The sequence below is a fragment of the Mumia sp. zg.B53 genome (assembly GCF_019550935.1).
In the GTDB taxonomy this organism is placed as follows: Bacteria; Actinomycetota; Actinomycetes; order Propionibacteriales; family Nocardioidaceae; genus Mumia.
Genome location: NZ_JAHWCK010000005.1, coordinates 188,830 through 214,994, shown reverse-complemented (window position 1 = coordinate 214,994; position 26,165 = coordinate 188,830). Strand labels below are relative to the sequence as shown.

Here is a 26,165-nt window from a genome sequence, read left to right as displayed (position 1 = left end):
CCTTGCAACGTCGGCGGTGGCCTCGATCATCCCAGCCAGGTGAGATCCCCGCGAGCAATTATGACGGCCGGTCCGGCGAGTACGGCGTGCCCGTCGGCCTTCCAGGTCACGTGGAGCGTGCCGCCCGGCACGTCGACCCGGTAGGTGACGTCGCCGCCGTCGGCGGGATCGGCCCCGTCCGTCGCTGCCGTCGCCAGAGCCACCGCCACCGCCCCCGTGCCGCACGAGCGGGTCTCGCCCGCACCCCGCTCGTGCACCCGCATCGCCACATGACGCGGGCCTCGCCGCGCGACGAACTCGATGTTGACGCCCTCGGGGAAGACCGCCGCGTCGTACTCCGGCTCGACCAGAAGCGTGCCCGCCTGACCGAGGTCGTCGACGAAGGCGACGGCGTGCGGGTTGCCGACGTCGACCTGACGGGCGGCGCGGGCGGTCCCCTCAGCGACGACCTTGGACTCCCCCAGCAGACGCGGGACACCCATGTCGACGGCGATGGCGACGCCGTCGTAGGTCACGACCTTGATGCCGTCCCGGGTTGCCACCGGCACAGGGACGGACGAGTCGACGAGCCCTTCCAGGGCCAGGTAGCGCGCGAAGACCCGTACGCCGTTGCCGCACATCTCGGCGATCGACCCGTCCGCGTTGCGGTAGTCCATGAACCACTCGGCACCCTCGCCCGGGGCGGCCCGCACAGCGCGCAGGACGCCATCGGCGCCGATCCCCCGCCGGCGGTCGCACAGCGCGGCCACGAAGGTCGCGTCGAGATCCCCGTGCACCGTCCCGTCGGGGTCGGGAAGGATCACGAAGTCGTTCTCGGTGCCGTGGCCCTTGAGCCACGCGAAGGTCGTCACCCCTCCGAGTCTAGAGGGGTGACGACCTTCGCCCACGCCGGCAGAGCTCAGCGCCGACGGGTCGGCTCGATCACGGTCGTTGCCGCTACCGCGGGTGGGTGATGTCGAGGGTGACCGTGGCTTCCCAGGTACGACCCGGGTGAGTCCGGGGTGCTCCGCCGCCCTTGAGGACGATCCGGCTCAGGTCGGCGTTGGCCGAGACGCTCGCAAGCTCGTCGGGGGTGTCGACGATCGCGAAGCGCATGGGGCTCTGGGCCCAGGTTTCTCCGCGGCAGTCGACCGCGGTCACGGGGGTGGTCGACTGGGCGACGAAGTTCAAGGAGAACTGGCCGAAGAGCGACGGTCGACCAGGGACGGGGAGGTGGACAAGGGCCTGACTCAAGAGCGCTGGTTCCCCTGTGACCCGTTGATCTGCCGTCGACGTGACCCGGCAGGCGTCGTTGTTGACCCGTTTGTAGACCGTCCTGCCTGACACGGTCCCCTTGTCCCACGTCACCTCGAGATAGAACGGCCTGCCCTGGAGATACGTCAGCTCCGCGGGCACGTTGAAGTCGAACGTGGCTGCACTGTCGATCTCTGTGGTGACGCTCCCTACCGAAAGACGAGTGCGATCCTTCCAGTCGACGTGTCCACGAACGTTGACCTTGACCTTGACCGCATCGTCGGGGGGAGCGGCAGCGTTGCGCCTGGTGACGGTGACGCGTCGCTTGGCCACCCGGCAGTTGTTGCGCTCGTTGGACTCACGCACCTTCTTCTTCGCGTCCGCGCACGCCAGCAGCCAGTACGTACCCGGCCTGGTCGCCGCCGCCACCCGCACCGAGCGCGCCTTCACCGCGTGCTTCTTGCCCGGCTTCAGCACCTTGACCGCACGACTCCCGAGGACGACGTCCTTCTTGTCCCACTTCTTGTTCGCCGACAGCGCGTACCGCGTCACCGACCGCTTCGCCTTCTTACGGCCCTTGTTACGCGTCGTGTCACTGACCTTCAGCACACCACCGGCGACCACCTTCCCCGGCGACACCGACACCGCCGACACCACCAGATCCGGACGCTTCTTCGGCGCGGCCGACGCTGAACCGGCTCCCAGCATCGTCATCACCAACCCCAGCCCGAGTCCGAGCACCCACAACCGACGCGGCATCAGCTCACCCTCCACCCGCAGGGCACGTTCGGCCCCGCTCATACCCGCCAGCCTCTGCCCTGGGTATGCGGACGCGCATCGTCCTCCAGGACCCATCGCCTCGTCCTCGCGGACGAGGAGCTCCTCCTCTGCGCGGTCGCGATGCGGCCGCCGCGGTAGGGTTCCCCGGTGCAAGACTCCGAGGATGCAGTGCCGCGCCACGAGCAGAAGGAACGCACGCGGCAGGCACTTCTGGACGCGGCGCTCGATCTGACCGACGAGCACGGGTTCGCCGGCGTGAGCCTGCGCCAGGTCGCCCGGCGCGCCGGCGTGGTCCCGACCGCCTTCTACCGCCACTTCGCCAGCATGGAGGAGCTCGGGCTGGCGCTCGTCGACCAGTCGTTCGGGACGCTGCGCGGCATGATGCGCCAGGCCCGCCAGGATCCGGAGACCTACTCCGACGTGATCGCTGCGTCGGCCGCGATCATCGTGTCGCAGGTCCGCGCCCACCGTCCGCACTTCGCCTTCGTCGCGCGGGAGCGCTTCGGCGGGGTCCCTGCGGTCCGCAGTCGCATCCGCACCGAGCTCCACAGCTACGTCCGCGACCTGGCGGGGGTGCTCCGGACCTTCCCTCAGCTCGACACCTGGGCCGAGGGCGACGTCCGGACGGCGTCCCGGCTGTTCGTCAACATCATGGTGTCGACCGCGGAGCAGGTCATCGAGTCGCCCGACGAGCCGGACCTCATGGAGGAGATCGAGTCCGAGGCTCGGCGCCAGATGCGGCTCATCGTCCTCGGCTACGCCGGCTGGCGCTCGGAGGCCGTGGCGCGATGACCACCCGCCGAGCTCGCCCCGTGGTCGCGACCCCGCAGGTCGGGGTGGTGACCGGCGCGGTACGGGTCGGCGTGTCGCAGCAGACTACCTGGGACTACGTCACCGACTGGGAGCTCCAGGGCGAGTGGATACCCGCGACGACGGTCAGGGTCGTGGGTGAGCAGATCGTCGCGGTGACCGGGGTCGGCCCGGTGCGGGTCACAGACACGATGCACGTCGTACGATCCGACCCGCCGCGGGTCTGCGAGGTGGCGCACACCGGTCGCCTCATCTCCGGCACCGGGCTGTTCAGCTGCGAGCCCACCGACGACGGCGGCACGCTGTTCTCGTGGGAGGAGCGCGTCAGGGTGCCCGGCGGCGCGGTCGCCGGAGTGGTCTGGCGACTGGCCTCCCCGGTCCTTCGCATCTCATACGGGATCGCGCTCGGCCGGCTGCGCCGCAGGCTCGAGTCACGCCACGCCGGCTGAGCCCTCCGCCACCCGTACGGCTCGTTCCAGCAGGTCGGGGGCGTCGTACGGGAGCCACACGATGCGCGGGTCCTTGCGGAACCACGAGTCCTGCTTCCGCGCGAACTTGCGTGTCCCACGGACGGTCGCCTCGCGTGCCTCGTCCTCGGTCATCGTGCCGTCGAGGTAGGCCAGCACCTGCGAGTAGCCGAGCGCACGGCTCGCCGTCCGTCCCTCGCGCAGACCGCGCTCGGTGAGCGACCGCACCTCCTCGACGAGGCCGTCCTCCCACATGCGGTCGACCCGTCGGGCGATCCGGTCGTCGAGCACGTCGCGCGGCACATCGATCCCGATGAGTCGGAGGTCGTCGTAGAACGCCGTGTGGGCGGGCAGCGACGCGGCGAACGGCCGTCCGGTGATCTCCACGACCTCGAGCGCTCGGACGATCCGGCGTCCGTTGGACGCGAGGATCGATCGCGCCGCCTCAGGGTCGACCCCCGCGAGACGCCGGTGCATCGCCTCCGGCCCCTGGGTCTGCAGCTCCTCCTCGAGACGTGCCCGGACGCCCTCGTCGGTCCCGGGGAACTCGAACGCATCGACGACGGCGCGCACGTACAGCGCCGAGCCGCCGACGAGCACCGCCACGCCGCCCCGTGCCCGGACGTCCTCGATCGCCTCGCGCGCCCAGGTCTGGAACTCCGCGACCGTCGCCGGTGCCGTCACGTCGAGGACGTCGAGAAGGTGGTGCGGGACGCCGCCGCGCTCGGCGGCGGGGAGCTTCGCCGTACCGACGTCCATGCCGCGATAGACCTGGTAGGCGTCGACGTTGACGATCTCGCCGCCGATGCGCTGCGCCAGCGCGACGGCGAGATCGGACTTCCCGGCGGCGGTCGGCCCCACGACGGCGACCACTGGAGAGCTCACGGCGACCATTCTGACGTAGATTCGAGAGTGTCCAGCACCCAGTACGCACCGACCCATGACAGGGAGAGATCGGCATGAGCACGTTCGACGAGGCCTTCGAGAGGTTCAAGGACTCCAGCGCGGACCTGGCCCGCGAGATGAAGGAGCGGGCGAGCATCCTCGTCACCGAGAACGGCGACACGATCGACAGCGCGCTCGAGAAGGTGCGGGACATGGCCAAGGACCTGACCAAGGGCACGTACGACGACAAGATCGACAAGGCCCACGCCGCCGCGAAGGAGCAGATCCACAAGCTGGACAAGGGCCAGGACCCCGACGGCCCCTCTGCCGTGGGGTGACCTGCGGCCTCGCGGCCTCCTCACGACGAGCGAGAGATGCACGTTCGACAACCGGGTGTTCTGATGGGGTAAATGTCCCAGTTTGTTCCTGCTTGATCCGGTCTTTGACTGGATGGGATCTCGGGGCAGGCATCGAAGTCGGGGGTTCACTCGCATGTTTCGACGAATGATCACGTACGCTGCCGCGGCCGGCCTCGTCGCCGCCTCGGTAGTCTTCATACCTTCCATCACGCAGGCACAAGAAGACCTGCCGTGGATGAACACGAGTCTCACACCGGAGCGGCGGGCCGACCTGCTGATCGGCGCGATGACCCTGGACCAGAAGCTTCAGCAGATCTACAACCAGCCGTTCTACAACGAGGACCTGGATCCGGACGGGGATCCCGAAGACAGCCCCGCGGACCGGAACGACTGCAACTTCACCATCATCGGCCGTCACATCGAGGGCATCCCGTCGCTCGACATCCCGACCTTCCGGCAGGCCAACGGCGGCACGGGAATCCGAGGCGGCGACTGCCTCCCCGAGCCGACTGCAACGGCACTCCCCGCCCAGGTCTCGTCTGCGGCGACGTTCAACCGCGACCTCATGGGCGACTGGGGCAACGTGCTCGACGTCGAGCTCGAGGCGTGGGCCGACCAGGTCCTGTGGGGACCTGGCATGAACATGATCCGCACCCCGTACGGCGGGCGGAACAACGAGTACTTCAGCGAGGATCCGTACCTCACCGGCGTGATGTCGAGTGAGATCATCAAGGGGATCCAGGCCCGCGGCGTCAGCCAGGCCACGGCGAAGCACTTCGTCGCCAACGACTCGGAGTACCAGTTCGAGCGCTGGACGTCGGCCAACCGGGTGCCCTCTCGTGCCCTGCACGAGATCTATCTGCTGCCGTTCGAGATGGCCGTCAAGGACGCCGACGTGTCGTCCGTGATGTGCGCCTATCCGGACCTGAACTACACCTACAACTGCAGCAGCTCACCGCTCCTTCAGCAGACGCTGCGTCAGCGCTGGGGCTTCGACGGCTACGTCTTCTCCGACCGGCGCGCTCAGCAGAGCACTCTGGACGCGCTCAGGGCCGGCGTGGACGTCGAGCTCGACGAGTCGCCCGAGTGGTACAAGCCGGAGATCCTCAAGCAGTACATCAACTCGGGTGTGATCACCGAGGCAGACATCGACGGCCTGCTGCGTCCTCGCTACATCAAGATGTTCGAGTTCGGCAACTTCGACAACCCGTTGACGTCGTTCCAGTGGGACAAGATCGATCCGCTCATGGCACCAACCGGTGCCCACGCCAAGGTCGCCAAGCAGGCAGGCGCCGAGGGACTCGTCCTTCTCCGCAACCAGAAGAACATCCTGCCTCTCAACGCCGGTGCGGTGGAGTCGATCGCCGTGATCGGTCCGCAGTGGTTCGCCCGCGAGGCCTCGCTGCCGCCGCGCAGCGGCAACCGGTCCCAGAACATCACGGTCAACGAGCCGTTCCAGGTGACACCCGTCCAGGGTCTGCAGAACGTGCTCGACAGCAAGAACTCCGACGCCACGGTGACCCTCAACACGGGGACCAACATCGCCAGCGCGGAGAGGGCGGCCCGCAACGCCGACGTCACCATCCTCATGGTCGGTGACGTGGCGCGAGAGACCTGGGACAAGAACGCCTACTGGCCCGAGGAGAACCCGAACAGCACCGCCGCGGGCGCGCCGAACGAGACTCCGAACCTCGATCTGCCGACGATCACCGGCACCAACCAGCAGGAGCTCATCCCGCGGGTCCTGGCTGCCAACCCGAACACGATCGTCGTCATGAAGACGCAGGGCCAGGTCAACATGCCGTGGATCGACGACGTCGACACGATGGTGCAGGCGTGGTATCCGGGCGAGTGGGACGGCCAGGTCGTCGCCGACGCCCTGTTCGGCGACACGAACTTCTCAGGCAAGCTGCCGCTCACGATCGGGAAGACCGACCACGAGGCCGCCTACGAGACCACGGAGCAGTACAACGGCTTCGAGGAGAACACGGGCACACCCGGCGGCTACGGGCGCGACCCGCAGTGCATCGATCCGGCGGAGCAGCCGCCGTGCACCGTCTCGGGACCGAAACCGCAACGCGTCGTCCGCTACACCGAAGGCCTCAAGATGGGCTACCGGTGGTACCAGGCGACCGGGACCGAGCCGTACTTCCCATTCGGATACGGACTCTCCTACACGACCTTCGACTACAAGGACCTGAAGGTCACCGAGGTGGGAGGCGGCAACGGACACACCGCGCTGAGGGCCGACTTCACGGTCACCAACACCGGCAAGCGTGCCGGCAAGGAGGTCCCGCAGGTCTACCTCACGCTTCCGCGGCAGTCGGGCGAGCCGTCGAAGCGGCTCGTGGGGTTCGACAAGATCGACCTCGCTGCCGGCCAGAGCAAAAAGGTGTCGGTGCTGATCGACTCCAACGCCTCCAACCACCCGTTCTCCTACTTCGTCCCGGACGACGCGGACGATCTGAGGAAGTGGGCGGACGGAGAGTGGGCGACGGCAGACGGTAACTACACCGTCCACGTGGGCCGCTCGTCGGCCGACACACCGCTGCAGAAGACGCTCAACGTCAACTTCAGCAACCGCCGTCCGACGGCCCAGAACGTCACGGGCGTGAAGGTGAGGCAGGGACGCTCGGTCATCATCAACCTGAGGGCGAGCGATCCGGACGGGGACGCACTGTCCTACACCTACTCGGACCTGAAGGGGAACACCGTGACACCGATCGGCAACGGCTCGGCGGTCCGGTTCACACCCAAGCGCGGGTTCACAGGTAAGACGTCCTTCCGCTACACGGTCAACGACGGTCACGGCGGCGAGGCCTCAGCACAAGTCTTCGTGACGGTGACACCGGCACCGAAGACCGCCTCGAGGATCACCGCCCTGAAGGTCAAGCCGAAGCGAGTGACGACCGCCACTCGGGCGAGGGTCTCGTTCCGGGTCGTGTCAGGCGGAAAGGCCGCGCGCGGCAAGTACGTGATCAAGCGAGGCAAGCGGGTCGTCGGACGCGGCACTCTCAACGCCCGAGGCCGGGCCAACAAGCGGATCAAGCGGCTCGCGGCCGGTAGGAAGCGGATCACGGTGACCTACCGGGGCTCGTCGACCGCCAAGCGCGCCAGCAAGTCGAAGACGATCCGGGTCTACAGGAGGAGGTAGGAGGGCCGGACGACAGCAGGACGGAGCCCCTGGCGCTGCGGCGCCGGGGGCTCCGTGCGTGCCGGGCCGGCACCCGCAGCCCTGGCTACCCGCGCCAGACGGCGACCCAGTAGGCGACACCGTAGGGCGAACCGTCGTAGGTCAGCTGCGCCGCGATCTCGTCACCACCATCCACCCGCACCGTCGCAGCCAGAGCCCGAAAAGCCGGGACACCGCTCGCCCACAGGTCGGCCGCGAGGGCGGGATCGAGCGCGCCGAGGGCGTCGAGGTCGGCGCTGGCCAGCGCCGTACCGATCACCGCGTCGAACGCCAGAGCACGGACGTCGACGTATCCCGGCGCGGTCTTGTCGCGCTTCGCGCTTCCGTCGGCGAGGACCACCAGGGCCGTACGTCCGTTGCCGGGGAGATCGACCGCCTCGCCGCTGGTCTCGGCGAAGACACGCGGGACGGTCGTGCCGACGGCGTCGAGGAGCCATGCGCCCAGCGGGAGCGCCGACCCGGGCCGCACGCCGGCGCCTGTGCCGGTGGCGTCGCTCGAGCGCTCCCCGTACCCATACGGCGTGAAGTCCGCCGCCACGTCGTCGAAGCGGGCGTCGGCCGGTCCCGGCGCGAGCACGAGGACACGGTCGGCGTCGGAGGTGACCTCTCGGACCGCGTCGATCGCGTACGACCGCAGGGTCTCCAGCTCCCCCGCCGCACCCGCGGCGATCTCGGGCACGAGAAGTGGGGTCTGCGGGACCACGGCGACGGAGACGGGCACGCTCCCGAGGCTAACCTCCTCGTCAGCGGCGCGGCCTAGAGTGCTCGGCATGAGCCATGCCCTGGTCCCTGCCTCCTACGTCCTGATGCTGCGCGGCCCGATCGGTGACGAGGAGATCCTGCTCCAGCTGCGGCAGAACACCGGCTACCGCGACGGGCACTGGGCTCTGATCGCGGGCCACGTCGATGCGGACGAGTCCGCACGGACGGCTGCCGCCCGCGAGGTCAACGAGGAGACCGGCGCCACGGTCGATCCCGAGACGCTCCAGCCGCTCACCACGATCCACCGCTGGATGCCAGGTGGCCCGCCGGTGGAGCAGCGGGTCGACTTCTTCTGGATCGCCCGCCGCTGGGACGGCGACCCGCGCATCGCCGAGACCGACAAGGCCGTCGACCAGCGATGGTTCAGCCTGCGCGACCTGCCCCAGCCGGGTGTCGTGCACGAGGAGGTCGTGATCGAGGCCTACCTGCGCGGCGACGTCCCTCCGATCATGACGCTGACCTCCCATGTAACGCGCTGACCTCCGCCCTTGCTGAGATCCTGGATACCTGAGATCACCCACCACACCGTCGTCCGGGAGGACCCATGGGACTGCTCGACAAGTTCACGAAGAACGCCCGCCTGAGGGGCAAGGCCAAGAACCTGCTCAACGAGCACGGCGACAAGATCGACAAGGGGATCGACAAGGCCGCCGACCTCGCCCGCGGCAAGGCCGGGAGCAAGCACGGCGACAAGATCGACAAGGGCGCTGACGCGCTCAAGGACGGCCTCGACAAGCTCGACGGCGACCCGACCAACCGGAGGCGGCCGGGCGATCCACGGCCCTGACGGCGCCGTCGGTAGCGCGGCGTCAGGAGGCGCAGGCGGGGCCGTCGGCGACCGGCAGGGGGGCGGGTGCGCCGATCGAGGGCATCCCGAGCCCGACGCCGACCGGTGTCGGCGTGTTGCGGGCCGCCCAGGCGTCGCCGGCGGGCGTGCGCCGCACCGCGAGCGGAGCACCGTCGGCCATCAGGTGGTGGGGAGCCGCGGTGGTGATCACCGTCGTGACCATGTCGCCCGGCCGCACGTCGACACCGTCCGGCCGCGCGAAGTGCACCAGCCGGTTGTCCCGAGCCCGACCCGTGAGCCGGCGAGTCGCCTCGTCCTTCTTGCCGCCCTTGCCGGCACTCGTGTCGGCGACGAGCAGCTCGACGGTCGACCCGACGAGCGCGGTGTTCTCCTGCCACGAGATGTCGTTGACGAGCGCCACCAGGCGGTCGTACCGGTCCTGGACGACCGCCTTCGGCAGCTGCTCGTCCATGGTCGCGGCCGGCGTGCCGGGCCGCGGGGAGTACTGGAAGGTGTACGCCGACGTGAACCGCGCCTGGCGCGCGACGTCCATGGTCTCGAGAAAGTCCTCCTCGGTCTCACCGGGGAAGCCGATGATGATGTCGGTCGTGATCGCGGCGTCCGGCATCGCGGCGCGCACGCGGTCGATGATGCCGAGGTAGCGGTCCTTGCGGTAGGAGCGGCGCATCGCCTTGAGGACACGGTCCGACCCGGACTGCAACGGCATGTGGAGCTGCGGCATCACGTTGTGCGTCTCGGCCATGGCTGCGATGACGTCGTCCGAGAAGGCGGCCGGGTGCGGCGAGGTGAACCGCACTCGCTCCAGGCCCTCGATCTCCCCGCAGGCCCGCAGCAGCTTGCCGAACGCGAGCTTGTCACCGAACTCGACGCCGTACGAGTTCACGTTCTGACCCAGGAGGGTCACCTCGACCACGCCGTCGGCGACGAGCGCCTCGATCTCGGCGAGGATCTCGCCGGGGCGGCGGTCCTTCTCCTTGCCGCGCAGGCTGGGGACGATGCAGAACGTGCAGGTGTTGTTGCAACCGACGCTGATCGAGACCCAGGCGGCGAACGCCGACTCGCGCTTGGTCGGGAGCGTCGACGGGAAGACCTCGAGCGACTCGAGGATCTCCACCTGGCTCTCCTCCCGCACTCGGGCGCGGTCGAGCAGCGCCGGCAGGGAGCCGATGTTGTGGGTGCCGAAGACGACGTCGACGTACGGCGCGCGCCGGGTGATCGTGTCGCGGTCCTTCTGGGCCAGGCAGCCGCCCACCGCGATCTGCATGCCAGGGTTCTCACGTTTGATGCTGGCGATGTGACCGAGCGAGCCGTACAGGCGGTTGTCGGCGTTCTCCCGGACGGCGCAGGTGTTGAACACGACCACGTCTGCGGGCTTGGCCGCACCCTCGGGTGCCGCGGCATATCCGGCGTCCTCGAGCAGCCCCGACAGGCGCTCGGAGTCGTGCACGTTCATCTGGCACCCGTAGGTGCGCACTTCGTACGTCTTCGTCATAGCCCTCCCAGAGTACGGGGGCAGCACGGCCGTGGCTCGGGTCACCCACCCGGGGCAGAACGGCCGCGAGGGCCGTCCAGCGCGGTCACGTTCTCACAACAACCTGCCGTCCCGAGTCACGCCGGTTTGGTGCATACCCGTACGGGCACCTACGTTGTCCCACATGTCCGATGACTCGTACGACTCGGTCACGCCTGCGCCGACGGGCTCGACCAGCTCGACCGCGACGGCCGCCCACATGGTCGCCATGGACGACGTTCAGAAGTGGTTCGGGGACCTCCACGTCCTCAAGGACATCAATCTCCGCGTGAAGCCGGGCGAGGTCGTCGTCGTCATCGGGCCGTCCGGCTCGGGCAAGTCCACGCTCTGCCGCGCGATCAACCGCCTCGAGCCCATCGACGAGGGCACGATCGCCATCGACGGCGAGGTGCTGCCCGCAGAGGGGCGCAAGCTCGCCCAGCTGCGTGCCGATGTCGGCATGGTCTTCCAGTCGTTCAACCTGTTCGCGCACAAGACCGTCCTCGAGAACGTGATGCTCGGACCGGTGAAGGTTCGCAAGAAGTCCAAGGGCGACGCCGAGAAGCGCGCCATGGAGCTCCTCACGCGTGTGGGCGTGGAGTCGCAGGCCAACAAGTACCCCGCCCAGCTCTCCGGCGGCCAGCAGCAGCGCGTCGCGATCGCCCGCGCCCTGGCCATGGACCCCAAGGTCATGCTCTTCGACGAGCCGACCTCCGCGCTGGACCCCGAGATGATCAAGGAAGTCCTCGACACCATGGTCACGCTCGCCAAGGGCGGCATGACGATGATCGTCGTCACGCACGAGATGGGCTTCGCCCGGACGGCCGCCGACCGCGTGGTCTTCATGTCCGACGGCCAGATCCTCGAGGAGGAGACTCCCCAGGAGTTCTTCGACAACCCGCAGACGGACCGTGCCAAGGACTTCCTCGCCAAGATCCTCAAGCACTGACCCTCTCGTACTCCATCGTCAGAACCGAACGGCACGCTCCATCAGAACCGAAGGCGGAGCCGCATCCGCGGCGCTCGCGAAAAAGGGAGATTCAATGAAGATCCGTAGGACCAAGTTCGCCGTCATCGCGGCGGCAGCAGCCCTCGCGCTCGCCGGCTGTGGCGACGCCGGCAACGATGACAGCGACAGCGGCGACGGCGGCGGCTTCAGCCCCGAGGTCGTCAAGGACGCGTCGTTCGACGCGGGTAGCCGCACGCAGGAGATCGCCGACGCCGGCACGGTCAAGATCGGCGTCAAGTTCGATCAGCCGGGCATCGGTTTCAAGTCCGCCACGTCCGACACGCCGGTCGGCTTCGACCCGAACATGGGCAAGATCCTCGCCGCGAAGCTCGGCATCCCCGCCGACAAGATCGAGTGGGTCGAGACGATCTCCGACAACCGCGAGCCGTTCCTCCAGAACAGCACCGTGGACTTCGTCATCGCCTCGTACTCGATCACCGACGAGCGCCGCCAGGTCGTCGGCCAGGCCGGCCCGTACTACGTGACCGGCCAGCAGCTCCTCGTCGCTGCCGACGACGACTCGATCAAGGGGCCGGACGACCTCTCGGGCAAGAAGGTCTGCTCCGTGACCGGCTCGACGTCGATCAAGACCGTGGAGGAGGAGTTCGGCGCGACACCGGCCGGGTTCGACACCTACTCGGAGTGCGTCGAGCAGCTGAAGACCGGCTCCGTCGACGCCGTGACGACGGACGGCGCGATCCTCGCGGGCTACGCCGCCGAGGACCCCGACAAGCTCAAGGTCGTCGGTGAGCCGTTCTCCGAGGAGCGCTACGGCATCGGCTACAACAAGGACGCTGCCGGCATGTGCGACTTCATCAACTCGACCCTCGAGGGTGCGTTCGAGGACGGCGAGTGGGAGGACGCGTTCGACGACACGCTCGGCAAGGGTGGCATCGACCTGCCCGAGACCCCCACACGCGCCCCCGGCCGGTGATGGGGTGGGTGGGGGGCCGGGCGGGGGCGGGCCCCGCCACCTGTCGTGTCCGATCCGCCCTGTTCAACACCTGACCTCGTGAGGAGGTGACCCGTGGACGCTTTGACCGAGAACTGGGACATCATTCTCGACGGTTTTCTCACGACGTTGCGGCTGCTCGCCGGCGCCGGCGCACTTGCGCTCGTGATCGGCACCGTCATCGCCATGTTCCGGGTCAGTCCCGTCCCGGTCCTGCGCCGGACGGGCGCGGTCTACGTGGCGATCTTCCGCAACAGCCCTCTGCTGGTCCTGCTGCTGGTCACCTATTACGGCCTTCCTCAGCTCGGGATCAACCCGAGCTTCTACTGGAAGATCATCCTCGCGATGGGCCTGTACACCGGTGCGTTCGTGGCCGAGTCCCTACGGTCCGGCATCAACGGCATCCCTCTCGGTCAGGCCGAGGCCTCCCGCTCGCTCGGCTTCACGTTCGGCCAGTCGATGACCCAGGTGGTCCTTCCCCAGGCCTTCCGCAACGTGGTCCCGCCGCTGGCCAGCGTCTTCATCGCCCTCACCAAGAACACCTCGCTCGCGATGTCGTTCGGTATCGCCGAGGCCGCGTTCCGGATGAAGGGCCTCATCAACGACTACGCCACCGAGCGGTGGACGATCTTCATCGGCATCGCCCTCGGCTACATCATCATCGTCGAGACGATCTCGTTCGGGGCGGCCATGCTCGAGCGTCGCTGGAGGGCAGAACGATGAGCCAGAGCACCGTCCTCTACGACGCCCCAGGGCCTCGCGCCAGACGTCTCTACCGGACGATCGCCATCGTCACGGTCATCGCTCTGATCGCCCTCGCGCTCCTGGTCGTCAACACGCTCTACAAGAACGATCAGCTCGAGTACGAGGTCTGGGAGCCGTTCGTCACCCCGGCGTACCTTGAGCTCCTCGGACAGGGCGCGATCAACACACTGAAGTCCGCGGTGTTCGCAATCCTGGGCGCCCTCATCTTCGGGGTGGTCTTCGGGATCGGCAAGCTGTCGGACCACCGCATCATCCGCTGGCCGTGCTGGCTCGTCGTCGAGTTCTTCCGCGCCGTGCCGCTGCTGATCCTCATCATCTTCGTCTGGTCTCTCTACTCGCTCCAGCTCGACCGTTCGTTCCACGCGCTCGTGATCGGGCTCGTGCTCTACAACGGTTCGGTCCTCGCCGAGGTCTTCCGCGCCGGCATCAACGCCGTGCCCAAGGGACAAGCGGAAGCCGCCTACGCCCTCGGCATGCGCAAGTACCAGGTCATGGGGTCGGTCCTCATGCCGCAGGCGGTCAAGATCATGCTGCCGTCGATCATCAGCCAGTGCATCGTCGCCCTGAAGGACACCTCGCTCGGGTTCGTCATCCTCGCTCCGGGCCTCACGACCGTGGGCCGCGAGATCTGGCGACAGTTCGGCAACTACCTCGCGACCGCGCTGGTGCTGCTGGTCATCTACCTGATCATCAACCTGCTGCTCGACTGGCTCGGGCGCTGGGTCGAGCGCAAATACAGCGGCGGTCGTCGACTCGACGTCGACGCCGTCGGTGCGCTCGGCGAGCAGGAGCGGATCGCGATGGCCGAGGTCGAGGCCGCACGTCAGACTGCGACGAAGGGTGGCGCCGGCGTCGGCGGCGCCAGCAGCGGCTAAGCCTGAGGGCTGACTGACTGTCCCCCTCAGCGGACGTAGACGCTGCCGTCGAAGTTGAGCATCCCCGCGGACTCCAACCCGATCGTGGTCTCGCTGTTCTCGTCGTCGTCGGCGTGGGTCTCCACGTCGACGGCGGCGATCTCCCCGAGCGGGATCGCGTGCACCTGGGCCGTACGGATGCCGTTGCCCGACCGGTCGGTGAGCACGCCGTCCTCCAGGAACAGGTAGCCGTCGCGCAGCCCGAGAATCCGGGCGTACTCGTGCAGCTCACGGCTGCCGTCGACCCGGCGTACGGACAGCGTGCTGAAAGCGTTGATCTGGCTCGTCATCGCGTCGGGGTGACCCAGAGGTGGATGGTGCCCTCGACGACGCGCGTGCCGTCGTCACGCGTGGCGTGGACGGTCACGTCGACCTCCGGGGCCTTCGCCCAGTCCTCCGCGGTCGTCTCGGCGACGCAGACGAGGTCGGACGTCGACTTCGCCAGGTAGGAGACGTCCATGCCCTTGGGCAGCCACCGATAGCCGTCGGGGACCGTGGCCTCGGCCAGCAGGCCCATCGCGGCCTCGAGGCCGTTGCAGACGGCGATCGCGTGGACCGTGCCGATGTGGTTCTTGACGGCCCACCGCTTCGGGAGCACGAGCTCCGCTCGGTGCGGCCTCATCTGGCGGATCCGTGGGCGGACGGTCCGGAAGTACGGGGCCTTCAGACTGAACGCCAGGTCGAACAGGCGGCCACCGAGAGGCAGGGTCGTCAGGCGCTCGTACATCGCGAGGGTCGAGTTCACGAGTGGCACCCTAGCAGGATTGGTTACTCGTCGGTAACAATCGGTGGACACCGTCGCGAGCGAGGCGGCAGACGATGTCGGCGTAGTCCTCCCCCGGCATCTGGATCCACTGACGCTGCTCGAATCCGAGCTTGCCGAGCACCCTGAGAGACGCGGCGTTGCGCGCATCCGGGCACGCGACGAACCACCTCGCATCGGGGTAGGCCGCCAGCAGGACGTCCGTCAGGTATGCCGCGACCATCCGCGTGCCCAGCCCGGCGCCGATCAGGTCCGGGCGCCCGATCAGGTAGTCGAACCCGACGGCCCCCGGCAGCTGCACCCGAACGGCCAGGTCGTCGTCGGAGGCGACCGGGAGGTCCTGGACATAGCCGACCGGCTCACCCTCGACCTCGACCACCCACATGCATGTCGGGTGCTCTCCGGCGAGCCGCTCGGCGTACCGTGCGCGCGCCTCATCGACGTCCTTCGGCGGATCACGGAACCACGCGAGCACGTGAGGGGCACTCCTCCAGCCGACCAGCATCGCCAGATCCGGCTCGCGCATGGCGCGGAAGGCGATCCCGCGTGATCCGGCGTCGGACATGGCCCTGAGGGTACGACGCCGCCGTACCCTCAGGACATGGGACGCACCGCGTCGACCCTCTCAGTGCTCCTGCTCGCCGTCGGGTGCACGACCGAACCTGCTCCGGAGCCGGCGCAGTCGCCGACTCGGGACCGACCGACGTCCGCCGCGCCCTCGCCCCGGGCCGAGACCGGTGCCGCGCCGGTCTTCGTCACCCATCACCACTCTCCCCTGCGCGTCCTCACTCACGAGGGCGCACTACGGCTCCTCAGCATCGGCCCGCCCTCCGAGCTCCGACTGGTCACCGACCGCTCCGACGTCCCGGCGGCCGACCGTCTCGCCGATGCTGCCGCCGTCGTCGCTGCGGTCCGCCTCGACCCGGATGCCGTCGGCTACGTCTCCGCGTCCGTCGTCGACGAGACGGTGCGCACGGTGCGTGTCGAGAGCAAGGACCCGATCCGGCACCCCGCGGCGTATCCGTTGACGACCCCGCAGGCCTCCCCCGCACCCGAGCCCGAGGTCGTCACCGTCGCGATCACGGGTGACATCATGCTCGGACGACGAGTGGGGTCCTTCCTCCGGCGGGCCGACGACCCCACGGCCGTGTTCCGACGGCTTGCAAGCCGCCTCGCGGGTGCCGACATCACGGTGGGGAACCTGGAGTCGACGTTGTCACGGCGTGGCTCGCCCACCCAGGGCGGTGACTCCTTCGGCGCCGATCCGTCGGTGCGACGAGGCCTACGGGCGGCGGGGTTCGACCTCGTCAGCCTCGCCAACAACCACCTCGGCGACTTCGGCGAGCGCGCCATGCTCGACACCTTCGCCCGACTGCGCTCCAGTGGTCTCCCGTACGTCGGCGCCGGTCGTGACCGCACGGAGGCGGAGCGCCCGGTGATCATCGAGCGGGGCGACACGTCAGTCGGGTTCCTCGCCGTCGACTCGATCGGCGAGACGCCCGCTGCCACCGCAACCAGCCCGGGCACGAGCCGACTGGACATGCCTCCCCGCACCGGACCGATGGACGAGCGACGACTGGCACGACTCGAGGCTCAGACCCGCTCGCTGACCGCGCGGGTCGACACGGTGGTCGTGCTGACCCACTGGGGCACTCAGTACACCAACCTGCCGGAGCCGTCCCAGCGCCGCGTCGCGCGCGTGGTCGCTCAGGCGGGCGCCGACGTCGTGGTGGGCGGTCATCCGCACTGGCTCCAAGGACTCGAGCAGGTCGGTGACACGCTGGTGGTGCACTCGCTCGGCAACTTCGTGTTCGACATGGACTTCCAGCGGCGGACCCGCGAGGGCGCGGTCCTCGAGCTCGTGCTGTGGGACGGCGAGCTCAAGGGCATCGAGCTGGTGCCGTACGTGATCGACGACGACTTCACGCCGCGCCCGGTCCAGGGCGCGAGGGGGCAGACCGTCCTCAGGACCGCGTGGGAGACCAGCACCGGTCCCTACGCCCTGCCCTGACCTCTCCTCATCGCATCCAGCGCCAGACGATCGTCGCGACTCGGCGGAGCTGCCGATCGTCCACCACGCCCGAGCGGTCGTCGGCGGAGTGGTATCCGGCATACGGGATGCTTCCGAGCCGGGCGGCCGGGACATCGGCCTTCTCGTACGACCAGTGGTCGCTGGCGCGGTCCTCGCACGTGCTCGTCGGGATCCCGCCGGCCGCGGCGACCAGCGAGCGGACGACGCGACCGTTGCTCGTCCCGCCGTCGCAGACCGGCACCGTCCAACCCCGGACTCCCACGCGGTCGAGCGAGACCATGGCCCGCACCGCAGCGCGCTCGGGACCGCTCATCGCGGCGACGCGGTGCCGAGACCCGAAGTGGTGCAGGCGGTCACCCGGACCGCGTGGCTCCTCGGCCCCGAAGGCGACGAGCCGCACGGGGAGCCTCGTACCGTGCGCACTCGCCAAGCGGCCGACCTCGCGCACGACGGCGACGCCGGAGGCGTTGTCCTCGGCCCCGGGCGACACCGCGATGGTGTCGAGATGGGCGCCGACGACCAGGTGCGGCTGCGAGGCGTCGAAGCCCGGCGGATCGGCGATCACGTTGACGGAGTCGCCCGCACTCACCGGCGTCCCCCACGAGTCTCCAGCGGGTACGGCGAACGATTCCTCCGTCACGGTGTAGCCAAGCCGCCGCATCTCCCCGCCGAACCACCCTGCTGCCTGGCGGAAGGCCGCACTCGTGGCTTCGCGCGGGCCGACCCGGACGGCCAGGTGCCGGATGGCCGCCCGCATCGCCGATCCGTCGGCCGTCGGCGCGTCCGGCTTCGGCGGCTCTCCCGGGGACGGGGCGTCCGTGCCCGGCTCACCCGGGCCACCGGGCGAGCCGGTATCCCTCGGGGCTACTCCCGGAGGCTTCGCCGGCGACGAGCTCCCCGCTGACGGACCGCTCGAGGTCGCAGGCGCGGGGCCTGGCGAGGACGGTTCGTCGTCGGCCTCCCTCGCACTGCACGCGGCGAGGAGCAGGACCAGCGATACACCGACGACGGCAGTGCGCACCGCTCCATGCTGACACGTCGGCGGGTGGCCGTCCGACGTGTCAGGGGCCGTCCGGCCAGCCCTCGGCCTCGATCGAGTCGTCGGCCGCGCCGACCTCCTCACGGACGATCCGGTAGGCGATGCCGGGGCCATAGCCTTTGCGGCCGAGCGCACCGACAAGTCGTCGCACCTTGACCTGCTCGTCGAGATTGCGCATGGAGCGGAGTTTTTTGCGGACGACGGCACGGGCGGCGTCCTCCTCCGACTCCGGGTCGAGGGTGTCGATCGTGTCGCGCACGATCTCGTCGTCGATCCCCTTGCGCCGGAGCTCGAGCGCCAACGCCCGTCCCGCGAGGCCACGCGACTGCTGCCGGGAGCGCACCCACAGCTGGGCGAACTCCTCGTCGTCGACGAGCCCGACCTGCTCGAACCGGTCGAGCATCCTCTCGGCGATCTCGTCAGGAACGTTGCGCCGCGCGAGCTGCGCGGCCAGCTCCGCTCGGGATCGCGGACGCTCAGCCAACCGGTCCAGGAGGATCTTGCGTGCCACGGCCTCGTGGTCGGGCTCCGGACCGAGGTCCCGGTCGGCGTCCGGCTCGGGATCCCGGCGGCCCCAGGATCCCGAGCGCTGCGTGCGCGCCATGCTCAGAAGTCGACCGCAGCCTTGCCGGCCTTGGCTGACTTGCCCGCAGCACCTGCACGCGTCCCCGCGGCCGCACCGGCGACCACGGCGTCAGCGGCCACGGCGTCGGTCGGCTCGTCCACCGTGGCTCCGATGCCGAGGTGCTCCATGATCCGCTTCTCGAGCTCGTTGGCGAGGTCGGGGTTGTCACGCAAGAAGCTGCGCGCGTTTTCCTTGCCCTGGCCGAGCTGGTCGCCCTCGTACGTGTACCAAGCGCCGGCCTTGCGGACGAAGCCTGCATCGACGCCGACGTCGAGGAGGCTGCCCTCTCGGCTGATGCCCTGGCCGTACATGATGTCGAACTCGGCCTGCTTGAACGGCGGGGCCATCTTGTTCTTGACGACCTTGCAGCGGGTGCGGTTGCCGACCATGTCGGTGCCGTCCTTGAGCGTCTCGATCCGTCGCACGTCGAGACGGACCGAGGCGTAGAACTTGAGCGCCTTGCCGCCCGTCGTGGTCTCGGGCGAGCCGAACATGACGCCGATCTTCTCGCGGAGCTGGTTGATGAAGATCGCGGTCGTGCCGGCACCGTGGAGCGCGCCGGTCAGCTTGCGCAGCGCCTGGCTCATCAGTCGAGCCTGCAGACCGACGTGGCTGTCACCCATCTCGCCCTCGATCTCGGCGCGTGGCACCAGAGCGGCGACGGAGTCGATGACGATGATGTCGAGCGCACCGGAACGGATCAGCATGTCGGCGATCTCGAGCGCCTGCTCTCCGGAGTCCGGCTGGGACACGAGGAGGGCGTCGGTGTCGACACCGAGGGCCTTGGCGTAGTCGGGATCGAGCGCGTGCTCCGCGTCGATGAACGCCGCGATGCCACCGGCGCGTTGTGCGTTGGCCACCGCGTGGAGGGCGACGGTCGTCTTGCCGGAGGACTCTGGGCCGTAGATCTCGACGATCCGGCCGCGCGGGAGCCCGCCGATGCCGAGGGCGATGTCCAACGAGGTCGCCCCGGTGGGGATGACCTCGATCGGGATCTTGCCACGCTCGCCGAGGCGCATCACCGATCCCTTGCCGTGCGAACGCTCGATCTGGGCCATGGCCGTGTCGAGTGCCTTGTCGCGGTCCTTCGGTGCTCCCTTGCCCGGGTCAGCAGCCATCAGCGTGGTCCCTTGTCTCTCGTATCCGCCGGTCATCTACGACGTTAGGGGCCGGCACCGACACTTCGTGCGTCTCGCACGTGTGCTGTGGAGTCCGGGCCTGCTCGTCGACCTGGGGACGACTCTAGTCCGAACACGTGTTCGATGCGACTACCGACACGCCGAGTGTCGCGTGTCGACCGCGCTGGGGATGTCTTCGCCACCGAGCCGCACCCTCCGGCACCGACACGTCGGCCCCCGTCCGTGAGGTGCTGAGCAGCACGGCTCAGCGTCACGGCCGGGGGCCGACGTCGGTTCAGACAGGTCAGACGGAGACGGCGAACCGCTCCCACACCCGGTGCATAGCCATGTCCTCCTGGACCTGGCCGAGCACCTCGGCGCCACTCTCACCCCGGACGATGCCCGGTCCGCCGACGTAGCCGGCGGCGTCGAGCACGGCCGTACCGGCGCCCCAGGCACCGATGACCTTCGCGTGCCGGAAGCACTCTTCGACCAGCAGCACGACGCGCGGATCGATGGTGACCGTGTCGGCCGCGCCCGCCTTCTCGTCGCGGTTCGGCAGGGCGTCCGGGGCCGGCACCGGGGCTCCGGCGACCAGGACGGCGTCGAACTCCACGGACCGAGCGGTCGCGAACGTACGCTGCACGGCGATGCCGTCACCGATCATCCCGCCGTGCGGCGCGATCACCAGCGGCACCATGCCGGCCGTGAAGATCGCCGTACGAACCTCCTCGACACCGGAGAGGTCACCCTGGGGGTCGACCACGATGCCGACCATCCGGCCGTCGGCCGGCCACGGCTCGCCCACCTGCGACAGCGCAGGACTCGTGACGGGCTCGATCAGCTCGACCGTCGGCGACGGCGCCGGCAGCCCGAGGCCGGTCGCGACCTCCTGGCAGAGCACCGGGTCGATGTTGGCCAGGCACTGCAGCTGGCGTTCCTTGATCGCCTGCTCGTAGCACTTGCCGAGCTCGAAGGTGTAGGCACGGATGATGTGCTCCTGCTCCACCGGCGTCATGCTCTTCCAGAACAGCCGCACCTGGCTGTAGTGGTCGTCGTACGACGCGGGCTGGGCGCGCACCTTGGTGCCCTCGGCCACCCGCACCGCGAGGTGCTCGAACGAGCCCTCGACGTCGGCACCCGCGTGGAACGGACACCCGCCGTCGAGCGAGTTCGGCTTGTACGGCGCCACGCCCGCGTGCACCGCGTGCTGGTGGAAGCCGTCGCGGAACATGTCGTTGACCTCGGTGTGCGGCCGGTTGACGGGGAGCTGGTTGAAGTTCGGCCCACCGAGCCGAGTCAGCTGCGTGTCGACGTACGAGAACAGCCGCGCCTGCACCAGCGGGTCGTCGGTCGCGTCGATGCCGGGCACCAGGTGGCCGACGTGGAACGCGACCTGCTCGGTCTCGGCGAAGAAGTTGGTCGGGTTCGCGGTCAGCACCATCAGGCCGACCGGCTGCACCGGCGCCAGCTCCTCGGGCACGATCTTGGTCGGATCGAGGAGGTCGATCCCCTCGAAGACCTGCTCGGGGTTGTCCGGGAAGACCTGCAGGCCCAGCTCCCAGGCGGGATACGCCCCGGCCTCGATCGCGTCATAGAGGTCACGGCGGTGGAAGTCGGGGTCGATGCCACCGATCATCTGCGCCTCTTCCCACGTCAGCGAGTGCACGCCGAGACGCGGCTTCCAGTGGAACTTCACCAGCGAGGTCTCCCCTGCCGCGTTCTCCACGCGGAAGGTGTGGACCCCGAAGCCCTCCATCATCCGGTAGGAGCGCGGGATGCCACGGTCGGACATGTTCCACATGGTGTGGTGCTGCGCCTCGGTGTGCAGCGAGACGAAGTCCCAGAAGGTGTCGTGGGCGCTCTGCGCCTGGGGGATCTCCCGGTCGGGGTGCGGCTTGCCGGCGTGGATGACGTCGGGGAACTTGATGCCGTCCTGGATGAAGAACACCGGGATGTTGTTGCCGACGAGGTCGAAGTTGCCCTCGTCGGTGTAGAACTTGGTCGCGAAGCCTCGCGTGTCACGGACCGTGTCCGCCGAGCCGCGCGAGCCGAGCACGGTCGAGAAGCGTACGAACGTGGGTGTCTCGACGCCCTCGCGCAGGAACCCTGCCTTGCACACCGCGTCGGCGGTGCCGTAGCCCACGAACACGCCGTGCGCGCCGGCACCGCGGGCGTGCACCACGCGCTCGGGGATGCGCTCGTGGTCGAAGTGCGTGATCTTCTCCCGCAGGTGGTGATCCTGGAGCAGCGTCGGGCCCCGCTCCCCTGCCTTGAGGGAGTGGTCGGTGTCACGAAGGCGGACACCGGTCGACGTCGTCAGGTAGGTCTCCTGCTGCGACCGGGCGGTCACGGGTGCGCCGGTCTCCACGCCGGTGGCGGTGCGGGTCGCCGGGGCGCTCTGGTCGGCCTTGGGCGGCAACGGTGGCCTCGGCTCTGTGGGCTCAGCGAGACTGGCGGGCTCCGGCCCCGGTGCTCCGGGGATCGCGGGGTCGGTGCTTCCGGCGACGCCGTGCGCGATCCGGTCGAACGTTTCCTTGGCCAGCTGCTTGAGATCCATGTGACTCCTCGGTGGTCGATAGCCGCGTCGCGGCCTTGTCCCCACTATCTCCCGCGGCGATCGCCGTCGCAGGTGGCCAGCTTGACCAGCAGCAGCGGGACGGCGGCCGCTCACTCCTCGACCGCGAGCTCCGCGACTCGCCGGCCCCCGTGCAGGCGCAGACCGCACCACACCAGACCCGCCCTGCGCGCCACGGCGCCGATCCCGTCGACCCCGACCCGCGCCCAGGCGAACGGGGCGCTCTCGCGGCCACCCGCACGAAGACGGACGTGGTGGCTCCGGACTCCGACCCCGGGTGACTCGACCTCGGCCAGCACGCTGCCCCCGGCTCCGACCAGCTCGCTCACGCGCCGAAGCAGCCGGACGGGGTCCCCGCCGATGCCGATGTTGCCGTCGGCCAGCAGGGCGTGCCGCCATCTCCCTGCCGCGGGGACGCTGCCGAACACGTCCCCGCGCACCGCAGCCGCCCCACGCCCGCGTGCCTGGCGAACCGCCTCCGCGGAGATGTCGAGACCCAGCGCGTGCACCCCGCGTCCGGTGAGCGCCCCGGCGAGCCGGCCGGGCCCGCAGCCCACGTCGAGGGTCGGCCCGTCACACCGGTCGACGAACAGCTGCCGGTCGGACTCGGTCGCCTCACCCCGCCACCGAGCGACCGGGAGCGAGAGGACCGTCCCACGAGCGGTGACCATCTCGACCGCCGCCCCGCGGAAGGCGGCGTCCACGACCGCCCCCGACGACATCGGCGGCCGTACCGTCACTGGGCGCTCCTCGGAGAGGGTCATGACACCCCACCAGCGACGAGCTCGGCGATCACGCGCCCGGCCCTGCTCCTCGGGGCGGTGCGTACGAGGGCCAGCGCGTCCTCCCACGTGTCGACGTCTGCGAGGACCGGCGCGTCACCGACCCGCGCGCCTGCCGCCGTCAGGGCCGCGTACGTCCGGGCGCCGGTGTCGGATCGCGACATCGCGACGTCGCTGAGGGGCCGAGCCCAGCGCGGTGACCGGACCCCGAGCGCCCACCAGCCCCCGTCGGCGGCGGGGCCGAGCACGGCCTCGTGGGACTGCAGACCGTCCGCGACAGCGATGAGGTCGGCGGTCGTCGCCTGCGGGGTGTCCGTGCCGATCTGGACGACCCCGGCGCCTGCGTCGGCGTCCTCGTGAGCGTTGACCAGGCGCTGGCCGAAGGTGGTCCCCCGCTGGGCGACCACCCGGTGCGGCGCGCACGCGGCACGGAGGTCGTCACCGCGGGCAGCACGGGTGAGGTCGCCCGTGAGGGCGACCACCACCGGCCAGCCGAGCACCGACACGGTCTCCAGCGTGTCCAGGAAGGCGGCCGCCGCGAACCGCGCCGCGACGTCGGCTCCGGTCCGTCCGGCCAGGCGGGTCTTCGCGAGCCCTGGCTCCGGCGCCTTCGCGACCACCAGCAGCGTCGGCGCGGTCATCTCATGACCTTCGCGAAGTCGAGCGCGGTCCGCACCGTCCCCCGCACCGACCCGCTGACCTTCGACCGCGTCCCGGCCGCACGCGCGCGGTAGGCGATGTCGTGCTCCTCCACCGTCCAGCCGGCGCGAGCCGCCCCCAGCATGAGCTCCAGCGGGTAGCCGAACCGCCGGTCCCGCAGGTCGAGCGCCACCAGGTCCTCGCGGGGGCACACCCGCATCGGCGCCAGGTCGTGCAGCGCGAGCCCGGTGGATCGGCGGATCCAGGCAGCGAGCAGTGTCGTACCGGCCCGCGCGTGCCACGGCCAGACACCTGAGGAGACGGGTCGACGTCGCCCGAGCGCCATCGTCGCCCGCCCGGCGAGCACCGCGTCGAGCAGCGGGTCCAGGTCGGCGGCGTCCATCGAGCCGTCGCCGTCCATCACAGCGACGTACGGCGCACGCGACGCGCGAACCCCCGCGTCGACGGCGGCCCCGTACCCCGCGACGGCCTCGTGGACGACACGAGCGCCCAGCTCCCGCGCCACCTCTGCCGTGCCGTCACGCGAGCCGTTGTCGACGACGATCACCGAGAACCGCTCCGGCACGTGGGCGAGCGCCTCCGGGAGCGCCCGCGCCTCGTCGCGGCACGGCACCACGAGGTCGCACACGCGCGCATCCGTCATGGTCCGACCCTAGGGCGAGATGTCCGATCCGTCCGGGTCGACGACTGCGTCAGCCGCGCCCGCGCACCGTGCCCGAGGCCTGCGCCAACGCCTACGGTGTCCAGATGACCAGTCGCCCCGACAGCCGGAGCCGAACCGCCCTCGCGGGCGCCGCGACAGGGCTCGTGCTCGTCGCCGCAGCGATGCTCTGGCCGGCCGTGACGGGCACGTTCGTGCACAACGGGATCTCGGGTCTCCCCCGCTTCCCGCCCCTTCACGCGAACTGGATGCCACGGCTCACCGCGACGTCATGGCTCCCACTCGCCGTCGCACTGGTCGTCCTCCTCGCGTGGCCGCGCGTGTCGGCCCTGCGCTGGCCCGTCTATCTCGGCGCGCTGTTCGTCGCGGCCTGGAGCTGGACCGTCGCCCTTGCCCTCGTCGACGGCGAGGACGGCCTCGGCGCCGTCTTCGCCCGTCGCGGCGAGTACGTCGCCGACGCGCAGGCCGTCACGGACGTGAGCGCCATGCTCGCCGGGTTCGTCGACCGCATCCCGGTCGATGCCGCCGACAACTGGGGCATCCACGTCGCCGGTCACCCTCCCGGCGCGCTCCTGATGTTCGTCGGCATCGACCGGCTCGGCATCACCGATCCGGTCACCATCGCGATGACGGTCCTCACGCTCGGCTGCACGGCCTTCGTCGCTGCGGCCGTCGTCGTACGCCGCGTCGCGGGTGAGGACTGGGCCCGGCGGGCGGGCATCTGGTGGGTGCTGGCGCCGGCCGCGGTCTGGGTCGGGGTGAGCGCCGACGCCGTCTTCATGGCCGTCGCCGCCTGGGGTCTCGCCCTGCTCGCGGTCTCGCTCACCACGAGACGCACGGGCGTCGAGATCGCGTCGGGCGTCGCCGCAGGCGTCGTCCTCGGTGCCTGCGTCTACCTGTCGTACGGCCTGGTCCTCCTCGCCGTGCTCGCCCTCGCGGTCGTCCTTCTCACACGCCGGCCGCGGCCCGTGCTCTGGGCCGCGCTCGGGGCCGTCGCGGTCGCCGCCGGGTTCACGCTCGCGGGCTTCGCCTGGTGGGAGGGGTACGCGGTCCTGAGGGAGCGCTACTACGACGGGGTCGCCTCGGACCGGCCCTACGGCTACTGGGTGTGGGCCAACCTCGCGGCCTGGACCTTCACCATCGGGCTCGCGGGCTGGGCCGGCCTCGCGGAGGCTGGGCGATCGGTGGTGGCACGACCACGGCCGGATCGCGGGACGGTGGCCGTGTCGGTGCTCGCGATCAGCGGGCTCGCGTGCGTGCTGCTGGCGACGCTCTCAGGGATGAGCAAGGCCGAGGTCGAGCGGATCTGGCTTCCGTTCGCCCTGTGGGCGCTCGTCGCCCCGGCCCTGCTCAGCCCTCGTCTGCGTACGCCGTTCGTCATCGCTCAGGTGGTTGCCGCCCTCGCCGTCCAGCACCTGCTCCTGACGCGGTGGTGAGGTCTGGCGGGCGGCTCGGCGGCG

General features: G+C 69.8%; 27 protein-coding genes. 12 read left to right on the top strand and 15 right to left on the bottom strand.

Going from position 1 to position 26,165, the window contains the following annotated elements:
• Window positions 1-26: 26 nt before the first annotated feature.
• A complete protein-coding gene (gene dapF, locus KV102_RS17040) occupies window positions 27-851 on the bottom strand; it encodes a diaminopimelate epimerase (protein ID WP_220341400.1) in 825 nt (274 codons plus the stop codon).
• Between the two features lie 85 nt (window positions 852-936).
• Window positions 937-2,034 carry a CARDB domain-containing protein gene (locus tag KV102_RS17035; RefSeq protein ID WP_220346997.1) on the bottom strand — a complete coding sequence of 366 codons (1,098 nt, stop codon included), beginning with the start codon at window positions 2,032-2,034 and terminating at the stop codon, window positions 937-939.
• 126 nt (window positions 2,035-2,160) lie between these two features.
• On the opposite strand from KV102_RS17035, the gene KV102_RS17030 reads away from it, so the two are divergent.
• Together KV102_RS17030 and KV102_RS17025 are read left to right on the top strand one after the other, a co-directional pair.
• Entirely contained in the window at window positions 2,161-2,805 is a 645-nt protein-coding gene (locus tag KV102_RS17030) for a TetR family transcriptional regulator (protein WP_220341398.1), read from the top strand.
• Entirely contained in the window at window positions 2,802-3,272 is a 471-nt protein-coding gene (locus KV102_RS17025; protein ID WP_220341397.1) for an SRPBCC family protein, read from the top strand. The genes KV102_RS17030 and KV102_RS17025 overlap by 4 nt, the downstream gene beginning before the upstream one ends.
• On the opposite strand, the gene miaA is transcribed toward KV102_RS17025, so the two are convergent.
• Window positions 3,255-4,184, bottom strand: coding sequence for a tRNA (adenosine(37)-N6)-dimethylallyltransferase MiaA (miaA, locus tag KV102_RS17020; protein WP_220341396.1), 930 nt, complete (start codon window positions 4,182-4,184; stop codon window positions 3,255-3,257). The two genes, KV102_RS17025 and miaA, sit on opposite strands and share 18 nt — an antisense overlap.
• Before the next feature lie 65 nt (window positions 4,185-4,249).
• On the opposite strand from miaA, the gene KV102_RS17015 reads away from it, so the two are divergent.
• Together KV102_RS17015 and KV102_RS17010 are read left to right on the top strand one after the other, a co-directional pair.
• Entirely contained in the window at window positions 4,250-4,513 is a 264-nt protein-coding gene (locus KV102_RS17015) for an antitoxin (protein WP_220341395.1), read from the top strand.
• A 256-nt stretch (window positions 4,514-4,769) separates the two neighbouring features.
• Complete coding sequence (locus KV102_RS17010; protein ID WP_220346996.1) at window positions 4,770-7,688, top strand: beta-glucosidase; 2,919 nt, start codon at window positions 4,770-4,772, stop codon at window positions 7,686-7,688.
• 85 nt (window positions 7,689-7,773) lie between these two features.
• Here KV102_RS17010 and KV102_RS17005 read toward each other — a convergent pair whose 3' ends face one another.
• On the bottom strand, window positions 7,774-8,448 hold the full coding sequence (locus KV102_RS17005; RefSeq protein ID WP_220346995.1) for a hypothetical protein: 675 nt from the start codon (window positions 8,446-8,448) through the stop codon (window positions 7,774-7,776).
• A 49-nt stretch (window positions 8,449-8,497) separates the two neighbouring features.
• On the opposite strand from KV102_RS17005, the gene KV102_RS17000 reads away from it, so the two are divergent.
• Window positions 8,498-8,968: an NUDIX domain-containing protein gene (locus KV102_RS17000; RefSeq protein WP_220341392.1), complete on the top strand. Its 471-nt coding sequence runs from the start codon at window positions 8,498-8,500 to the stop codon at window positions 8,966-8,968.
• Window positions 8,969-9,033: 65 nt separating this feature from the next.
• Window positions 9,034-9,276, top strand: coding sequence for an antitoxin (locus KV102_RS16995; protein ID WP_220341391.1), 243 nt, complete (start codon window positions 9,034-9,036; stop codon window positions 9,274-9,276).
• A gap of 22 nt (window positions 9,277-9,298) precedes the next feature.
• Here the strand turns inward: KV102_RS16995 and miaB are convergent, their stop codons facing one another.
• Window positions 9,299-10,789 (bottom strand): tRNA (N6-isopentenyl adenosine(37)-C2)-methylthiotransferase MiaB, encoded by a 1,491-nt coding sequence (miaB, locus tag KV102_RS16990; RefSeq protein WP_220341390.1) that lies wholly within the window; start codon window positions 10,787-10,789, stop codon window positions 9,299-9,301.
• Window positions 10,790-11,027: 238 nt separating this feature from the next.
• Between miaB and KV102_RS16985 the strand changes: the two genes are divergently transcribed.
• The 4 genes from KV102_RS16985 (at window position 11,028) to KV102_RS16970 (ending at window position 14,408) form a co-directional block, all read left to right on the top strand.
• Window positions 11,028-11,756: an amino acid ABC transporter ATP-binding protein gene (locus KV102_RS16985; RefSeq protein WP_220347015.1), complete on the top strand. Its 729-nt coding sequence runs from the start codon at window positions 11,028-11,030 to the stop codon at window positions 11,754-11,756.
• 94 nt (window positions 11,757-11,850) lie between these two features.
• Window positions 11,851-12,750 (top strand): glutamate ABC transporter substrate-binding protein, encoded by a 900-nt coding sequence (locus KV102_RS16980; protein ID WP_220346994.1) that lies wholly within the window; start codon window positions 11,851-11,853, stop codon window positions 12,748-12,750.
• A 93-nt stretch (window positions 12,751-12,843) separates the two neighbouring features.
• The gene (locus KV102_RS16975; protein ID WP_220346993.1) at window positions 12,844-13,491 is read left to right on the top strand and encodes an amino acid ABC transporter permease; all 648 of its coding nucleotides are present in this window, start codon (window positions 12,844-12,846) and stop codon (window positions 13,489-13,491) included.
• Window positions 13,488-14,408 (top strand): amino acid ABC transporter permease, encoded by a 921-nt coding sequence (locus KV102_RS16970; protein ID WP_220346992.1) that lies wholly within the window; start codon window positions 13,488-13,490, stop codon window positions 14,406-14,408. The genes KV102_RS16975 and KV102_RS16970 overlap by 4 nt, the downstream gene beginning before the upstream one ends.
• A 26-nt stretch (window positions 14,409-14,434) precedes the next feature.
• On the opposite strand, the gene KV102_RS16965 is transcribed toward KV102_RS16970, so the two are convergent.
• Genes KV102_RS16965 through KV102_RS16955 form a run of 3 tightly spaced genes read right to left on the bottom strand, consistent with a single transcriptional unit; the run spans window position 14,435 to window position 15,775 of the window.
• Window positions 14,435-14,737: a hypothetical protein gene (locus tag KV102_RS16965; protein WP_220346991.1), complete on the bottom strand. Its 303-nt coding sequence runs from the start codon at window positions 14,735-14,737 to the stop codon at window positions 14,435-14,437.
• The gene (locus KV102_RS16960) at window positions 14,734-15,192 is read right to left on the bottom strand and encodes a hotdog fold domain-containing protein (RefSeq protein ID WP_308289353.1); all 459 of its coding nucleotides are present in this window, start codon (window positions 15,190-15,192) and stop codon (window positions 14,734-14,736) included. Before KV102_RS16960 ends, KV102_RS16965 begins: the two co-directional genes overlap by 4 nt.
• Window positions 15,193-15,202: 10 nt before the next feature.
• Window positions 15,203-15,775 (bottom strand): GNAT family N-acetyltransferase, encoded by a 573-nt coding sequence (locus KV102_RS16955; RefSeq protein ID WP_220346990.1) that lies wholly within the window; start codon window positions 15,773-15,775, stop codon window positions 15,203-15,205.
• A gap of 36 nt (window positions 15,776-15,811) precedes the next feature.
• Here KV102_RS16955 and KV102_RS16950 point away from each other — a divergent pair, with 36 nt between their 5' ends.
• Window positions 15,812-17,221, top strand: a complete 1,410-nt coding sequence (locus KV102_RS16950) for a CapA family protein (RefSeq protein WP_220346989.1) — start codon at window positions 15,812-15,814, stop codon at window positions 17,219-17,221.
• A gap of 7 nt (window positions 17,222-17,228) precedes the next feature.
• Here KV102_RS16950 and KV102_RS16945 read toward each other — a convergent pair whose 3' ends face one another.
• The 7 genes from KV102_RS16945 to KV102_RS16915 form a co-directional block, all read right to left on the bottom strand.
• Window positions 17,229-17,999: a M28 family metallopeptidase gene (locus KV102_RS16945; RefSeq protein WP_220346988.1), complete on the bottom strand. Its 771-nt coding sequence runs from the start codon at window positions 17,997-17,999 to the stop codon at window positions 17,229-17,231.
• Between the two features lie 304 nt (window positions 18,000-18,303).
• Window positions 18,304-18,885: a regulatory protein RecX gene (locus KV102_RS16940; protein WP_220346987.1), complete on the bottom strand. Its 582-nt coding sequence runs from the start codon at window positions 18,883-18,885 to the stop codon at window positions 18,304-18,306.
• Window positions 18,886-18,887: 2 nt separating this feature from the next.
• Entirely contained in the window at window positions 18,888-20,024 is a 1,137-nt protein-coding gene (gene recA, locus KV102_RS16935) for a recombinase RecA (protein ID WP_220341380.1), read from the bottom strand.
• A gap of 304 nt (window positions 20,025-20,328) precedes the next feature.
• Window positions 20,329-22,584: a catalase gene (locus tag KV102_RS16930; protein WP_220346986.1), complete on the bottom strand. Its 2,256-nt coding sequence runs from the start codon at window positions 22,582-22,584 to the stop codon at window positions 20,329-20,331.
• A gap of 110 nt (window positions 22,585-22,694) precedes the next feature.
• Entirely contained in the window at window positions 22,695-23,342 is a 648-nt protein-coding gene (locus KV102_RS16925) for a class I SAM-dependent methyltransferase (protein WP_220346985.1), read from the bottom strand.
• A gap of 20 nt (window positions 23,343-23,362) precedes the next feature.
• Complete coding sequence (locus tag KV102_RS16920; RefSeq protein ID WP_220341377.1) at window positions 23,363-24,025, bottom strand: DUF2064 domain-containing protein; 663 nt, start codon at window positions 24,023-24,025, stop codon at window positions 23,363-23,365.
• Window positions 24,022-24,687, bottom strand: coding sequence for a glycosyltransferase family 2 protein (locus KV102_RS16915; protein ID WP_220341376.1), 666 nt, complete (start codon window positions 24,685-24,687; stop codon window positions 24,022-24,024). The genes KV102_RS16920 and KV102_RS16915 overlap by 4 nt, the downstream gene beginning before the upstream one ends.
• A 104-nt stretch (window positions 24,688-24,791) precedes the next feature.
• Here KV102_RS16915 and KV102_RS16910 point away from each other — a divergent pair, with 104 nt between their 5' ends.
• Window positions 24,792-26,141, top strand: coding sequence for a hypothetical protein (locus KV102_RS16910; protein ID WP_220341375.1), 1,350 nt, complete (start codon window positions 24,792-24,794; stop codon window positions 26,139-26,141).
• Window positions 26,142-26,165: the final 24 nt, after the last annotated feature.

What these genes read in the sequence shown, in the direction of transcription:
- KV102_RS17035 (WP_220346997.1), bottom strand. Translation starts at nt 2,034, where the DNA reads ATGAGCGGGGCCGAACGTGCCCTGCGGGTGGAGGGTGAGCTGATGCCG.
- KV102_RS17025 (WP_220341397.1), top strand. Translation starts at nt 2,802, where the DNA reads ATGACCACCCGCCGAGCTCGCCCCGTGGTCGCGACCCCGCAGGTCGGG.
- miaA (WP_220341396.1), bottom strand. Translation starts at nt 4,184, where the DNA reads ATGGTCGCCGTGAGCTCTCCAGTGGTCGCCGTCGTGGGGCCGACCGCC.
- KV102_RS17015 (WP_220341395.1), top strand. Translation starts at nt 4,250, where the DNA reads ATGAGCACGTTCGACGAGGCCTTCGAGAGGTTCAAGGACTCCAGCGCG.
- KV102_RS17010 (WP_220346996.1), top strand. Translation starts at nt 4,770, where the DNA reads ATGAACACGAGTCTCACACCGGAGCGGCGGGCCGACCTGCTGATCGGC.
- KV102_RS17000 (WP_220341392.1), top strand. Translation starts at nt 8,498, where the DNA reads ATGAGCCATGCCCTGGTCCCTGCCTCCTACGTCCTGATGCTGCGCGGC.
- KV102_RS16995 (WP_220341391.1), top strand. Translation starts at nt 9,034, where the DNA reads ATGGGACTGCTCGACAAGTTCACGAAGAACGCCCGCCTGAGGGGCAAG.
- miaB (WP_220341390.1), bottom strand. Translation starts at nt 10,789, where the DNA reads ATGACGAAGACGTACGAAGTGCGCACCTACGGGTGCCAGATGAACGTG.
- KV102_RS16985 (WP_220347015.1), top strand. Translation starts at nt 11,028, where the DNA reads ATGGTCGCCATGGACGACGTTCAGAAGTGGTTCGGGGACCTCCACGTC.
- KV102_RS16980 (WP_220346994.1), top strand. Translation starts at nt 11,851, where the DNA reads ATGAAGATCCGTAGGACCAAGTTCGCCGTCATCGCGGCGGCAGCAGCC.
- KV102_RS16970 (WP_220346992.1), top strand. Translation starts at nt 13,488, where the DNA reads ATGAGCCAGAGCACCGTCCTCTACGACGCCCCAGGGCCTCGCGCCAGA.
- KV102_RS16965 (WP_220346991.1), bottom strand. Translation starts at nt 14,737, where the DNA reads ATGACGAGCCAGATCAACGCTTTCAGCACGCTGTCCGTACGCCGGGTC.
- KV102_RS16955 (WP_220346990.1), bottom strand. Translation starts at nt 15,775, where the DNA reads ATGTCCGACGCCGGATCACGCGGGATCGCCTTCCGCGCCATGCGCGAG.
- KV102_RS16950 (WP_220346989.1), top strand. Translation starts at nt 15,812, where the DNA reads ATGGGACGCACCGCGTCGACCCTCTCAGTGCTCCTGCTCGCCGTCGGG.
- KV102_RS16945 (WP_220346988.1), bottom strand. Translation starts at nt 17,999, where the DNA reads ATGCGGGCGGCCATCCGGCACCTGGCCGTCCGGGTCGGCCCGCGCGAA.
- KV102_RS16940 (WP_220346987.1), bottom strand. Translation starts at nt 18,885, where the DNA reads ATGGCGCGCACGCAGCGCTCGGGATCCTGGGGCCGCCGGGATCCCGAG.
- recA (WP_220341380.1), bottom strand. Translation starts at nt 20,024, where the DNA reads ATGGCTGCTGACCCGGGCAAGGGAGCACCGAAGGACCGCGACAAGGCA.
- KV102_RS16930 (WP_220346986.1), bottom strand. Translation starts at nt 22,584, where the DNA reads ATGGATCTCAAGCAGCTGGCCAAGGAAACGTTCGACCGGATCGCGCAC.
- KV102_RS16920 (WP_220341377.1), bottom strand. Translation starts at nt 24,025, where the DNA reads ATGACCGCGCCGACGCTGCTGGTGGTCGCGAAGGCGCCGGAGCCAGGG.
- KV102_RS16915 (WP_220341376.1), bottom strand. Translation starts at nt 24,687, where the DNA reads ATGACGGATGCGCGCGTGTGCGACCTCGTGGTGCCGTGCCGCGACGAG.
- KV102_RS16910 (WP_220341375.1), top strand. Translation starts at nt 24,792, where the DNA reads ATGACCAGTCGCCCCGACAGCCGGAGCCGAACCGCCCTCGCGGGCGCC.